The following is a 13,029-nucleotide window of genomic DNA, read 5'->3' on the forward strand; positions in this document are numbered from 1 at the left end:
GCCGTGATGAGCGCCGATAACAATGCTCCCCAGGTTCAGCAGATTCCGACCCGTTCGGGCAAGGTGATTTCGGTCCGCCCGGTTACGCCCGAAGACGAAGCGCTGCTGGCGGAATTTTTCGACCGCGTCAGCGACGAGGACCGCCGCTTCCGCTTTCTGACCGCGCACAAGCACCTGACGCATGAACAGCTCGCCCCGATGGTCGAGGTCGATCACAAGGGCACCGAAAGCTTCATCGCCTTTGACGATGCCGGCGCCGTGGTCGGCCATGCCTTGCTGGCCTGCGACGCGGCGATGGATACGGGCGAAATCGCCGTGTCGGTGTGCAAGAACTGGCGCGGCCAGGGCGTGGGCTGGGCTCTGCTGGACGTTCTGGCGGCAGCCGGACGCGAACGGGGCCTGCGCCGCGTGATGTCGCTGGAAGACCGTGAGAACCATGCCGCGATCGAACTGGAGCGCGAAAAGGGCTTCACTCCGCACGCCGTGGAAGGCGATGCCACGCTGATCATGCTGGAAAAGTTGCTGCGCTAAGGGCACTTGCACTGCCGGGCCAAGTGCCGCACAGGATCGGGAAGTCCCCTTCAGGAGTTCCCGATCCATGCCCACCGGCCTAGTCGCGCTGCTTGACGACATTTCCGTGATCGCCAAGGCGGCGGCGGCCACGATCGACGATGTCGGCGTTGCCGCAACCAAGGCCGGGACGAAAGCGGCGGGCGTGGTGATCGACGATGCGGCGGTCACGCCCTCCTATGTCACCGAATTCACCCCCGACCGGGAACTGCCGATCATCAGGAAGATCGCGATTGGCAGCTTGAAGAACAAGCTGCTGATCCTGCTTCCCGCCGCGTTGATCCTCAGCCAGTTCCTGCCCTGGGCCGTCACTCCGCTGCTGATGGCGGGCGGCCTGTTCCTATGCTTCGAAGGCGCGGAAAAGGTGCTGGAAAAGCTGGGCGGCGAAAAGCACGGCGAGACGCTGGAAGACGCGATCACCGATCCTGAGGCATTCGAGAAAGAACGCACCAGCGGGGCGATCCGCACCGACCTGATCCTCTCGGCTGAAATCATGGCGATTGCCCTGGCCGAAGTGGCGGGCGAACCGCTGCTCAGCCGCGCGATCATCCTGGCGGTGGTCGGGATCGTGATCACCATTGCGGTTTACGGCGTGGTCGCGCTGATCGTGAAGATGGACGATATCGGCCTGCACCTGGTCAAGCACCGCGACAGCGCTTTCGAGAAAAAGCTGGGCGCGGGCCTGCTCCACGCCATGCCGCGCCTGCTGGCGGTGCTTTCGGTGGTCGGCACGGCGGCGATGCTGTGGGTCGGCGGCGGGATCATCATCCATGGCTTCCACGAACTGGGCGTGCACGGCCCGTCCGATGCCGCCCATGCGGTGCAGCACGCGGTGGAAGTCAGCACTGGCGCGCTGGGCGGCGTCCTGGGCTGGCTGACCTATGCCGTGCTTTCGGCCATTGTCGGCCTGGTGCTGGGCGGGATCGTCGCGATGATCCTGCACGGCCTGCAGAAGGCGCGGGGCAAGGCGCATTGAGCTTTTGCGCCGCTCACCCTGAGCTTGTCGAAGGGTGTCTTTGGCCAACACGGCTTCGACAGGCTCAGCCTGAGCGGAGGGGTAATTCTAGACGCGTCTTAATCCCCACACTCGTCATTGCGAGCGGAGCGAAGCAATCCAGGGCCGCCCAAACCGCCCTGGATTGCTTCGCTCCGCTCGCAATGACGAGTTGCGTGTCCCCGGAAGCTTGCAGGACCGCTAAGCCAGCCGCGCCAGCAGGTCCCGCGCAAATTGCGTCAGCGTGTCGTCTCGCGCGCCCATCACGACCACGCGGTCGCCGGGGCGGGCGAGGGCTGCGATGCGGTCGGCACAGGCCTTGCGGTCAGGGATATATTCCGCCTTGCCGCCAGCCTGCTTGATCAGGCCCACGATCCGTTCGCTCCCTTCGCTGCGGTCCACCGTGCCGCCGAAATAGACCGGATCGCACAGGATCGTCACGTCCTCCGGTCCGAGCAGCCGCGCGAAAGTCTCGGCCAGTTCGTGCCCCATCTGGCGCAGCGGGCCATAGCCATGCGGCTGGAAGAAGGCGATCACGCGGCCCGGCTGGCTTTTCAGCGTGGTCAGCGTGGCGGCGCACTTTTCCGGGTTGTGGCCGAAATCGTCGATCACGGTCACGCCGCCCGGGCTGGTCCCGATCACGTCGAACCGCCGCGCGAGGCCCGCATAGCTGCCCAGGGCCGCCACGGCATCGCCGACCGAAACGCCAACCGCACTGGCGGCGGCAATGGCGGCCAGCGCGTTGGACAGGTTGTGCAGCCCCGGCACCTTCAGCTTCAGTTCGTGGTGAGAGGCATCGCGCCGGTCGATCAGGGTAGCCGCAATCGCGAAGGGTCCTTCAACAATGCTGCCTTCGACCACGCCGATCTGCGCGCCGGGATTGTGCACCGCATAGGTGATCGACGGCGTATAGACCGGCAGCAGCAGGCCCGCCTCGTGATCGTCCAGATTGACCACCGCCGTATCGCAAACCCGCAGGAAATCGCCGAACAGCTGGCGCAGCTCATCCATCGACTTGTGATCGAGGCTGACGTTGAGCAGCACCGCGACCCCGGGCTGGTAGAGCGCGATAGAGCCGTCGCTTTCATCCACTTCCGAGACGAACACGCCGCCGCTGCCCACCCGCGCGCTGGCAAAGGGAGCATCGGAGGTGGCGTAGTTCTTCATCACCGCGCCGTTCATGATCGTCGGATCGCGGCCCGCCTGGTCCATGATCCAGCCGGTCATGCCGGTGACCGTGCTCTTGCCGCTGGTGCCGCCGATGGCGATGCTTTCCGGGGCCTTGTTGAACAGGGTCGCCAGCAATTCGGCGCGGCTCATGCGCGGGCAGCCAAGTTCGCGCGCGCGGACCATTTCGGGCACGGTGTCCTCCACCGCCGCCGAAGCGATCAGGGTCTGCCCGGCCGAAGTGATGCCGCTGCCGTCCTGCGGGAACAGGGTGAAGCCCAGGCTTTCCAGCCAGGCGAACTTTTCCGGGGTGCGGCCCTGGTCGCGGCTGCGGTCCGATCCGGCAACCTGCGCGCCGGCGCCTTTCAGGATCAAGGCGAGGGGCAACATGCCCGATCCGCCAATGCCGCAGAAGAACCAGGGGTGGGAAGTAAGGTCGCTCATGCTTCTCCGGTATGCGCCCTTGCCTGCCAGCGCAACCGGGTTAGGAAGGGCCATGACCCGGATAGCCATTTGCGCGCCTTCGCGTCCGATCACCCACGACGATGCGGCGCGCGTCAGCGACATTGCCGCCCGGTTCCCCGGAATCGACCTGCATTTCCACCCGCAATGCTATTACGAACACGGCCATTTCGCCGGCACGGACCGGCAGCGGCAGGATGCATTCGTGGAATGCGCGAACGACCCCGCCTTCGACGCGGTGTGGTTCGCGCGCGGCGGCTACGGCTCGAACCGCATGGCCGAGGACGCGCTGGCGCGGCTCGACCACGCGGCGCAGGACAAGGCTTACCTTGGCTATTCCGATGGCGGCTATCTGCTTGGCGGGCTTTACCGGCAGGGGATTGGCCGTCCGGTCCATGCGCCGATGCCGGTCGACCTGCGGCGCAGCGGGGGCGAGGCGGCCATTCGCCGGGTGCTGGGCTTCATGGCTGGAGAAAGCGCCGGGCTGGAGCCGGGGCTGGATCACCGCCCGGTCGTGGCCTTCAACCTGATGACGCTGGCCATGCTCTGCGGCACTCCGCTGATGCCGGGGCTGGCCGGCCATGTCGTGCTGGTCGAGGAAGTGGGCGAGTACGACTATGCCTTCGACCGCCTGTTTTTCCACGTCACCGCGCATCTGGGGGGCGTTGCCGGACTGCGGCTGGGCCGGGTCAGCGACGTGCCGGTGAACGAGGTGGATTTCGGCCAGTCGGCAGAAGAAATCGCGCGGTTCTGGTGCGGGCGGCATTCGATCCCCTACCTAGGCCGCGCCGACATCGGCCACGATATCGACAACACAATTGTGCCCTTCGGGCTTGCCCGCGCCTTTGCCAGACAATAGGCGGCGGCAAGGATTGATCGGAGTTATGGTATGAAAGCTTTCGTTTTCCCCGGCCAGGGTAGCCAGAAGGTCGGCATGGGCGTGGAACTGGCCCAGGCCAGCGCCGCCGCGCGCGAAGTGTTCCAGGAAGTGGACGACGCCCTGGGGCAAAAGCTTTCCGCGATCATGGCCGAAGGGCCGGAAGACGCCCTGACCCTGACCGAGAACGCTCAGCCCGCGATCATGGCCAATGCCATCGCCGTGCTGCGCGTGCTGGAAAAGGAAGGCGGGATCACGCTGGCCCAGAAGGCCGACTATGTCGCGGGCCACAGCCTGGGCGAATATACCGCGCTGTGTGCTGCCGGAGCCTTTTCGCTGGCCGATACGGCCCGCCTGCTCAAGCTGCGCGGACAGGCGATGCAGGCGGCGGTTCCGGTTGGCGTGGGCGCCATGTGCGCGCTGCTGGGGGCCGACGTGGCCAAGGCCCAGGCGCTGGCCGATGCAGCGGCAGAGGGCGAAGTTTGCACCGTCGCCAATGACAACGACCCGACCCAGGTCGTCCTCTCCGGCCACAAGGCCGCCATCGAGCGCGCCGTGGCCATGGTCAAGGATTTCGAGATCAAGCGCGGCGTCCTCCTGCCGGTTTCCGCGCCGTTCCATTGCCCGCTGATGCAGCCCGCTGCCGACGCCATGGCCGAGGCCCTGGCCAAGACCCCGCCGGGCGCGCTCAGCGTGCCGCTCTTCGCCAACGTGACCGCCGCCGTCGCCAGCGAACCGGCTGACGTCCAGCGCCTGCTGGTCGAACAGGTCTGCGGCCGCGTCCGCTGGCGCGAAAGCGTGATCGCGATGAAGGACGCGGGCGTTGACAGCTTCGTCGAACTGGGCGGCAAGGTGCTCGGCCCGATGATCGGCCGCAGCGTGACCGACGTTTCCGTGACCAGCGTGGTGGGCATGGCCGATATCGAGGCGCTTTTGGCGGCGCTTTGATACTGGTTCGCGCAAAGGCGCGAAGGGCGCAAAGGGGTCGCGTATGGTTGATGTGGATGCGATAAGCGCAGACGTCGTGGACGAGGCTATTCGCATCCATCGAGAGTTCGGACCGGGACTGTTTGAAGGGGTTTATGAAACGGTTCTGGCTGCAGCCCTGGAGCGCAAAGGATATCGGGTCGACCGGCAGAAGCCGGTCGATATCGTTTATGACGGGATGTCCTTTTCGGGTGCCTACAAGGTCGACATCCTGGTTGAAGGAGCGCTGGTGATAGAGGTGAAGTCCGTTGAGCGATTGACGGGCACCCACGCGAAACAGTTGCTGACCTATTTGCGATTGTTGAAGCAGCCGCTGGGGCTGCTTTTGAATTTTTCTGGAGAGACTATGAAAGAGGGCATTCGGCGCTTGGCAAACAACCATCGACCCATTCGCTGACCCCTTTGCGTCCTTTGCGCCTTTGCGTGAACCAATCTGATACCGGAGCTTTTATGGAAAACCGCATGTTCGACCTTACTGGCATGACCGCCCTCGTTACCGGCGCGGCTGGGGGGATTGGTTCGGCGATCAGCCATGCCCTGGCGCGGCAGGGGGCGCGGTTGGCGCTTTCGGGGACCAATCCGCAAAAGCTGCGCGCGTTCCGCGAGGAACTGAACGACACCTATGGCCATGACCATGTCGAGATCACCTGCGACCTGTCGAACGCCGAACAGGTTGAGCATCTGGTTCCCGCCACGGTCGATACCCTGGGCAAGATCGATATCCTGGTGAACAACGCCGGGATCACGCGCGACAATCTGGCCATGCGGATGAAGGACGAGGAATGGGATGCGGTGATCCGCGTAAACCTGGAAGCCGCCTTCCGCCTGATGCGCGCTTCGCTGAAGCCGATGATGAAGGCGCGCTTTGGCCGCATCATCACCATCACCAGCGTCGTCGGCGCGACCGGCAATCCGGGCCAGGCCAACTATGCCGCGGCCAAGGCGGGCCTGGTCGGCATGTCCAAGAGCCTGGGCCAGGAAGTCGCCAGCCGGGGCATTACCGTGAACTGCGTCGCCCCCGGCTTCATCCGCACCGCGATGACCGACGTTCTGCCCGATGCGCAAAAGGACGCGCTCAACGCCCGCATCCCGATGGGCCGCATGGGCGAGGGCGAGGATATCGGCGCGGCGGTGGCCTATCTGGCCAGCAAGGAAGCCGGTTACGTCACCGGCCAGACGCTGCACGTGAACGGCGGCATGGCGATGATTTCGTGACTGTTGCACCAGGGACAGGGCGGGGGTGAAGTCCACCTCCGCTCAGCCTGAGCCTGTCGAAGGCGGATGCGAGACGCCAACTCCGGAATTATCCCCAGTTTCCCCGGCAAATCCGCGCGTAAAACTTGCCGCCGTGCGGTGCATCGTTAAGGAATAACGACCGCAAACCAAGGCGCGCGGGGGCGATTCCCCTTTGCGCGCCCTAGGGGGATACGATCGTACCATGAAGGCCACTATCGAACGCGCGACGCTCCTGAAGTGCCTGTCGCACGTCCAGTCCGTCGTCGAGCGGCGCAACACCATTCCGATCCTGTCGAACGTGCTGATCGAAGCAGCGGGCGATGGCACGGTGCGGGTCATGGCGACCGACCTTGACTTGCAGGTCGTGGAAAGCCTGGGCGCGGTCGCGGTCGAAAGCCCCGGCGCGATCACCGTTTCGGCGCACCTGCTGTTCGATATTGCCCGCAAACTGCCCGATGGCAGCCAGGTCAGCCTGGAAACGGCGGACAACCGCATGACGGTGAAGGCCGGGCGCAGCCGCTTCAGCCTGCCGACCCTGCCGCGTGACGATTTCCCGGTGATTGTCGAAGGCGACCTGCCGACCAGCTTCGAACTGCCCGCAACCACGCTGGCCCAGCTGATCGACCGCACCCGCTTTGCGATCAGCACCGAGGAAACCCGCTATTACCTGAACGGCATTTTCCTCCACGTTACGGACGAGGAACTGCGCGCCGCCGCCACCGATGGCCATCGCCTGGCGCGCTATACCATTGCCCGCCCGGACGGGGCCGAGGGGATGCCCGACGTGATCGTGCCGCGCAAATGCGTGGCCGAACTGCGCAAGCTGCTGGAAGAAGCGCTGGACACCAATGTCCTGATCGACCTTTCGGCCAGCAAGATCCGCTTTACACTGGGCGGCGAAAATGGCGTGGTCCTGACCAGCAAGCTGATCGACGGCACGTTCCCCGATTACAGCCGCGTGATCCCGACCGGGAACGACAAGCTGCTCAAGCTTGATCCCAAGAGCTTCTGGCAGGGCGTGGACCGCGTGGCCACGATCGCCACGGAAAAGACCCGCGCGGTGAAGATGGCGCTCGAAAATGACCGCGTGACCCTGTCGGTCACTTCGCCGGACAACGGCACGGCTGCTGAAGAAGTCCCCGCCAGCTATACCTCGCAGGGCTTCGAGATCGGTTTCAACGCCAATTACCTGAAGGACATCCTGGGCCAGATCGATGGCGACACGGTGGAACTGCATCTGGCCGACGCCGGTGCGCCCACTCTGATCCGCCAGGACGACAAGAGCCCGGCGCTCTATGTCCTGATGCCGATGCGCGTCTGAACTGCGCGGCCGCCCGGGCTTGGTCCGGGCTAGGGCTTCACCAGCGATGGCACACAAAACGAGACCCCGGAGGGCAACCTCCGGGGTCTTGTGTTTCCAGACTGGCCAGCCGTTCAGATATCGACGGCAATCTTCCCGAAGTGGGCATTGGCAGCCTGGTGGCGGAAAGCATCGGCCAGGTTCGCCAGCGGGAAGTGGTCCGAAATGACCGGCTTGATCCCGTTGCTGTCGATGCCCTTGATCATGTCGAGCTGCTGCTTGCGGCTCCCAACGGTGAGGCCCTGGACACGCAGGTTCTTGGCCATCAGCAGGGCGGTCTGGACTGGCCCGGCAAAGCCCGCCAGCACGCCGATCAGCGCCACGTGACCGCCAACGCGGGTGGCCAGCATCGACTGGTCAAGCGTGCCGGAACCACCGATTTCGACGACGCAGTCAACTCCAGTGCCGCCGGTCAGCTCCATTGCCTTCATCCCCCAGGCGGGGGTTTCCTTGTAATTGATCAGCTCGTCCGCGCCGAGCGCCTTCATCCGTTCCAGCTTGGCATCGCTGGACGAGGTCGCGATCACGCGCGCGCCTGCCGCCTTGGCGAATTGCAGCGCGAATACGGAAACGCCGCCGGTGCCCTGGACCAGCACGGTCTGTCCCGGCTGGACCGTCCCGTCCACGAACAGCGCGCGCCATGCGGTCAGGCCCGCGCAGGTCAGCGTGGCTGCTTCTGCGGCGTTGTAGCCCTTGGGCACGTGGGTGAACCAATGGGCCGGAGTGACGACCGCTTCGCGCGCATAGCCGTCGATCCCGTCACCCGGTACGCGGGTAAAGGCGGATGCGGGCGGGGCGCCGTCGATCCAGTCGGGAAAGAAGATCGAGGCAACTAGATCGCCCGGTTTGAACTCGGTCACGCCGTCGCCCACCGCTTCGACGATCCCCGCGCCGTCGGACATGGGAATGCGCCCGGCCTCTGCCGGGATCATGCCGCAGACCACGGCGAAATCGTGATAGTTGAGCGAACTGGCCTGCAGCTTGACGCGGATCTCGCCCGGTCCGGGCTGGCCCGGGTCCGGTGCGGTGGCGGGCAGCAGGGTATCCAGGCTGGCGGGCGAACCCACGCGGACAGCGGCAATGGTCATGGGAATCCTCGCAACAAAGGACGTAAAAGCAGTGCTTCGACAGGCTCAGCACGAGCGGCAGAAAGCACCGCTCAGCCTGAGCCTGTCGAAGGCGGGTTACTCAGCCGCTTCGCGCAGTTCGACTTGCTGCGGGCCACGGATCAGGCCGCCGGGGGTGGCGCCGGTCCAATCGCCGTTCCTGAAGGTCACGACGCCGTTCTTGATCGTGCAATCGTATCCCTCTGCCTTTTGCAGCAGGCGCTTGCCGCCCGCCGGGAGGTCAAAGGCCAGCCACGGCTTGCCCAGCTTGATCCGGTCAAGGTCGATGATGTTGAGGTCGGCGATGTAGCCCGGCGCCAGCACGCCGCGATCGTTCAGGCCATAGAGCCGCGCGGTGTCATAGCATTGGCGCTTTACTGCGGTTTCCAGGCTAATCCGGCCGCCGCGCTTGCGATCACGCACCCAGTGCTGAAGCATGAAGGTGGGGCTGGCCGCATCGCAGATCGTGCCGCAGTGCGCGCCGCCATCGGACAGCGAATTCACCGTGTCGTCGCTGGCTTGCAGGGCCTCCAGGAAGTCCAGGTTGCCATCGGCATAGTTCAGGATCGGCAGGTAGATGAAGCCCCTGCCATCGTCGCGGCAGAGCAGGTCATAGGCATATTCGTCGCCCGAAACCCCCGCAGCGGCGGCGCGGGCGGCGATGCTTTCATCGGCCTGGGGCTCGTAATTGAAGTCCGGGTCCATTTCGAACTGCATGGCCCAGCCGGCGGCCACGACCCTGGAAATGCCGATCAGGTCTTCTGGAACCTGGCTGTAATCGCATTCTTCGGACAGGAGCTGCGCCTTGAAGGCCGGATCGAGCAGCTTCGCGCGCTGCTGGTCCCACGGCAGTTCGGCAATGGCCTGCCATGACGGACGCAGGCGAAACGGGTGGACCGTGCCCTGCCAGGCCATGATGATCCCGTTGCCGCGCAGGGCAATGGCGGCGACGATGTTGGCGCCGTTGTCGTTCTCGGCCCGCATGCAGTCGATTTGCTCGCTCAGCGGCTGTTCCTTGGCGATGGATTGCAGCGCGGCGAAGGTCACCGGCAGCCCGGTTTCGCGGCTGATCTGGCCCATCCAGCCAAATTCGTTCCATTCGCGGCGCATGTCGCTGGCGAGTTCAAACACGCCATACCCGACCTTGCCCATGGCGCGGCCAATCGCGATCAGCTCTTCTTCGGTCGCGGTCGTGCCCGGGACGAGCTCACCGTCGATGGAGCGGTGCAGGACCGTGCGGCTGGTCGAAAAGCCCAGGGCTCCGGCGCGCACGCCGTCCTCGACGATGTCGGCCATCTTCTGGATGTCATCAGCAGTGGGAACGGCGCCGGGCCGCTCGCGGTCACCCAGCACATAGGCGCGCACGGCGCCGTGCGGAACGTGGGTGCCGACATCGACCGTGCGCGGCAGGCGCTCCAGCGCGTCGAGGTATTCGGGGAAGGTTTCCCAGTCCCACTTCATCCCTTCGGCCAGGGCCGTACCGGGAATATCCTCAACCCCCTCCATCAGGCGGATCAGCCATTCGTGCCGGTCTGGCGCGGCAGGGGCAAAGCCGACGCCGCAATTGCCCATGATGACCGTGGTGACGCCGTGCCAGCTGCTGGGGGCCATTTCCTGGTCCCAGGTGGCCTGGCCGTCGTAATGGGTGTGCACGTCAACCCAGCCCGGCGCGACGACCTTGCCGCCCGCGTCGATTTCCTGGGCCGCATCGCCGTGGACCTTGCCCACGGCGGCGATCAGGCCGTCCTTGATCCCGACATCGCCAGTAAAGCGCGGTGCGCCCGTGCCGTCGACAATCGTGCCGCCCCGGATAATCAGATCATAGGTAGCCATGGCATCACTCTCCGAATGCGCCGACTCTCGCTGGGTGGCGCTTTAACTGGGCGATTAAATCATGGCTTGGGGGAGGGGGCAAGGGCGAATGCCGCAGTCAGCTGCGCTAAGTTCCTCCCCATTTGCGCTGCGCGAAAACGGGGAGGATCTTTTGGTCAGCCTTTGCGCGCCTCGATCATGTCGGCGACGTCGACGAACTTTTCGCGCGGGGCGCCTTCGCGGGCGCGGGCTTCTTCCTGGGCTTCGATCTTTTTCCAGTCGCGGAACGTTACCACGTCCAGCCCGCGCCTTTCGGCCAGGGCGTCAAAGCCGGGGCGGCCTTGCTTGCCGCCATGGCCCAGCGCGCCCGCGGCCATGTCCTCGGCAATCTTTTCGACCACGCTGAACCCGTCCGGGCGGTTGGTGCCGATGGTGCCCGAAGGGCCGCGCCGCGCCCAGCCGACGCAGTAGAGGCCGGGCAGGATGCGGCCTTCGTCGTTGGCAAAGCGGCCCGCGCGCTCATCGAACGGAACGTCGGGAATGGGCGAGGAGCGATAGCCGATGCAGCAGACCACCATGCTGGCCGGGATCGTATAGACCTCGCCCGTGCCCACGGCGCGGCCTGCCTCTACCTTGGTCCGCTCCACTTCCACCGCCTCGACCTTGCCCGCACTGCCGATCAGCGCGCGCGGGCTGGCGAAGAAGTCGAACTCGATCTCGATCGGATAGTCGGCATAGTGGCTTTCCGGGATCGCCGCGAAGGAGCGCAGATGCGTGACCGACTTGCGCAGGCCGGGTTCCAGCAAGGCATCCTCGCCCTCTTCGGGCAGGTCGACCGGATCGACGCGGGGCGCGGCGCGGGTGAGGTGCGACAGCTCGCCCAGCTCCTTGGGCGTCATCATGATCTGGTGCGGCCCGCGCCGGCCCAGCACGACGATGCGCTTCAGCTTCGACGTGTCGAGAATGTCGAGCGCGTGGGCGACAATGTCGCTGCCAGCGAATTCCGCGCGCGACTTGGAGAGAATGCGGGTGACGTCCAGGGCTACGTTGCCCATGCCGATCACCACCGCCGTATCGCCCGACAGGTCCGGATCGAGATTGGCGAACATGGGGTGGCCGTTGTACCAGCCCACAAAGGCCGCGCTGCCGAAGACGTTGCCCAGATCCTCGCCCGGCAGGTCCATCTTGCGGTCGTGCGGTGCGCCCGTGGCAATGACTACGGCGTCGTACAGCTGCTGCAATTCGGCCACCGACACGTCCTTGCCGATCATGACATTGCCGACGAAGCGGACATTGTCGGACAGGGCGGTCGCCTCATAGCGCTTGGACACGCCCTTGATCGACTGGTGGTCCGGCGCGACCCCGGTGCGGATCAGGCCATAGGGGACCGGCAGCATGTCGAACACGTCGACCCGGACATCATCGCCCCATTGCTTCTGCGCGGCCTCGGCCGTGTAATACCCTGCGGGACCCGAACCGATGATCGCGATGTGGCGCATTTTTGCCTTGTTCCTTATCGATGGGGCTTCGACAGGCTCAGCCTGAGCGGAATGAAATGTCCGTTGGAACCCCGGCGACGCTCATCCTGAGCTTGTCGAAGGATGCGCCCCACGGATCAGGCCGCCTTGCGCTCTGGCCGGTCGGGCCCGTCGAGGAAGCCGCGCAGGCAGGATATGGTCTGCTCGCGGTGAGTCAGCATGAACAGGTGGCCGCCCTGTTCGAATATTTCCAGGCGGCTGTGCGGGATCAGGGCTTCCAGCATCTTGCCGTTGATCAGGGGCACGATCTGGTCCTCGTCCCCCATCATGATCAGCACGTCCTTTTTCAGGAAGGGCAGGGCCGGCACGCTGGTCCAGCCCAGCATGCACAGCAGCTGATACATGTAACCGCGCGGCGTGGGCGGGGTGAGGCGGCTGATATGTTCGTTCTTGCCCCCGGTCAGCCCGCCGTAAAGCGTGCGGAAATGCTCTTCCATGAAGGCCGCGTCGACATAGCGGCGCGGGTTGGCCATCTTGGTCAGGGCGGCAGGCTTGCCCGGAATCATGATCATGCCCGTGCTGGTCGCGGCCAGGGCCAGACGGCGGACCATGTTGCCGTGTTGCAGGGTAAAGTGCTGCGCCATGGCGCCGCCCCAGGAAATGCCCATCACGTCGACCTGTTCGACATCGAAGCGCTTGAGCAGCTCCTTTGCGGTCCAGCTCATGGTGAAGGGATTGTAGGGGACGACCGGCTCCGGGCTGCCGCCGATGCCGGGCATGTCGAACATGATGAAGGGCCGCTCGGTCAGGGCCTCGGCCAGCGGGGCCACGGCCTCGATATTCGCGCCGATGCCGTTGAAGAACAGGATCGGCAAGTGCTCGCTCGGCTCGTTCCAGCGCCACCGCGCGACGCGCAGCGTCCGGCCGCCGACGGTTTCCATCGAGAATTCGGCGGTCAGATCAAGGCTCACTTTCGGCAA

Annotated in this window: 12 protein-coding genes; 7 read left to right on the forward strand and 5 right to left on the reverse strand. The window is 65.2% G+C overall.

Features of this window, described 5'->3' with window-relative positions; genetic code table 11:
- The first annotated feature begins 6 nt into the window (after positions 1 to 6).
- Together ACQKOE_RS00670 and ACQKOE_RS00675 are read left to right on the forward strand one after the other, a co-directional pair.
- Positions 7 to 531: an N-acetyltransferase family protein gene (locus ACQKOE_RS00670; protein WP_427511114.1), complete on the forward strand. Its 525-nt coding sequence runs from the start codon at positions 7 to 9 to the stop codon at positions 529 to 531.
- A 67-nt stretch (positions 532 to 598) separates the two neighbouring features.
- A complete protein-coding gene (locus ACQKOE_RS00675; protein ID WP_427511115.1) occupies positions 599 to 1,546 on the forward strand; it encodes a DUF808 domain-containing protein in 948 nt (315 codons plus the stop codon).
- Between the two features lie 219 nt (positions 1,547 to 1,765).
- Here ACQKOE_RS00675 and ACQKOE_RS00680 read toward each other — a convergent pair whose 3' ends face one another.
- Positions 1,766 to 3,175 (reverse strand): glutamate ligase domain-containing protein, encoded by a 1,410-nt coding sequence (locus tag ACQKOE_RS00680; RefSeq protein WP_427511116.1) that lies wholly within the window; start codon positions 3,173 to 3,175, stop codon positions 1,766 to 1,768.
- Between the two features lie 52 nt (positions 3,176 to 3,227).
- On the opposite strand from ACQKOE_RS00680, the gene ACQKOE_RS00685 reads away from it, so the two are divergent.
- The 5 genes from ACQKOE_RS00685 to dnaN all read left to right on the forward strand — a co-directional run bounded on the left by ACQKOE_RS00685 (position 3,228) and on the right by dnaN (position 7,614).
- Positions 3,228 to 4,052 carry an LD-carboxypeptidase gene (locus tag ACQKOE_RS00685; RefSeq protein ID WP_427511117.1) on the forward strand — a complete coding sequence of 275 codons (825 nt, stop codon included), beginning with the start codon at positions 3,228 to 3,230 and terminating at the stop codon, positions 4,050 to 4,052.
- Between the two features lie 30 nt (positions 4,053 to 4,082).
- Positions 4,083 to 5,018, forward strand: a complete 936-nt coding sequence (gene fabD / locus ACQKOE_RS00690) for an ACP S-malonyltransferase (RefSeq protein ID WP_374589877.1) — start codon at positions 4,083 to 4,085, stop codon at positions 5,016 to 5,018.
- A 43-nt stretch (positions 5,019 to 5,061) separates the two neighbouring features.
- Complete coding sequence (locus ACQKOE_RS00695; protein ID WP_427511118.1) at positions 5,062 to 5,454, forward strand: GxxExxY protein; 393 nt, start codon at positions 5,062 to 5,064, stop codon at positions 5,452 to 5,454.
- Between the two features lie 65 nt (positions 5,455 to 5,519).
- Positions 5,520 to 6,272, forward strand: a complete 753-nt coding sequence (gene fabG, locus ACQKOE_RS00700; protein WP_427511119.1) for a 3-oxoacyl-ACP reductase FabG — start codon at positions 5,520 to 5,522, stop codon at positions 6,270 to 6,272.
- 223 nt (positions 6,273 to 6,495) lie between these two features.
- Positions 6,496 to 7,614: a DNA polymerase III subunit beta gene (gene dnaN, locus ACQKOE_RS00705; protein WP_374589874.1), complete on the forward strand. Its 1,119-nt coding sequence runs from the start codon at positions 6,496 to 6,498 to the stop codon at positions 7,612 to 7,614.
- A 113-nt stretch (positions 7,615 to 7,727) separates the two neighbouring features.
- On the opposite strand, the gene ACQKOE_RS00710 is transcribed toward dnaN, so the two are convergent.
- The 4 genes from ACQKOE_RS00710 to ACQKOE_RS00725 form a co-directional block, all read right to left on the reverse strand.
- Positions 7,728 to 8,735, reverse strand: coding sequence for a zinc-dependent alcohol dehydrogenase family protein (locus ACQKOE_RS00710; RefSeq protein WP_427511935.1), 1,008 nt, complete (start codon positions 8,733 to 8,735; stop codon positions 7,728 to 7,730).
- Between the two features lie 102 nt (positions 8,736 to 8,837).
- Positions 8,838 to 10,592: an N-acyl-D-amino-acid deacylase family protein gene (locus tag ACQKOE_RS00715; protein WP_427511120.1), complete on the reverse strand. Its 1,755-nt coding sequence runs from the start codon at positions 10,590 to 10,592 to the stop codon at positions 8,838 to 8,840.
- A gap of 155 nt (positions 10,593 to 10,747) precedes the next feature.
- The gene (locus ACQKOE_RS00720) at positions 10,748 to 12,070 is read right to left on the reverse strand and encodes an FAD-dependent oxidoreductase (RefSeq protein ID WP_427511121.1); all 1,323 of its coding nucleotides are present in this window, start codon (positions 12,068 to 12,070) and stop codon (positions 10,748 to 10,750) included.
- A 116-nt stretch (positions 12,071 to 12,186) separates the two neighbouring features.
- A complete protein-coding gene (locus tag ACQKOE_RS00725; protein ID WP_427511122.1) occupies positions 12,187 to 13,020 on the reverse strand; it encodes an alpha/beta fold hydrolase in 834 nt (277 codons plus the stop codon).
- Positions 13,021 to 13,029: the final 9 nt, after the last annotated feature.

It is taken from the genome of Novosphingobium sp. NPDC080210, from assembly GCF_050281025.1.
In the GTDB taxonomy this organism is placed as follows: Bacteria; Pseudomonadota; Alphaproteobacteria; order Sphingomonadales; family Sphingomonadaceae; genus Novosphingobium.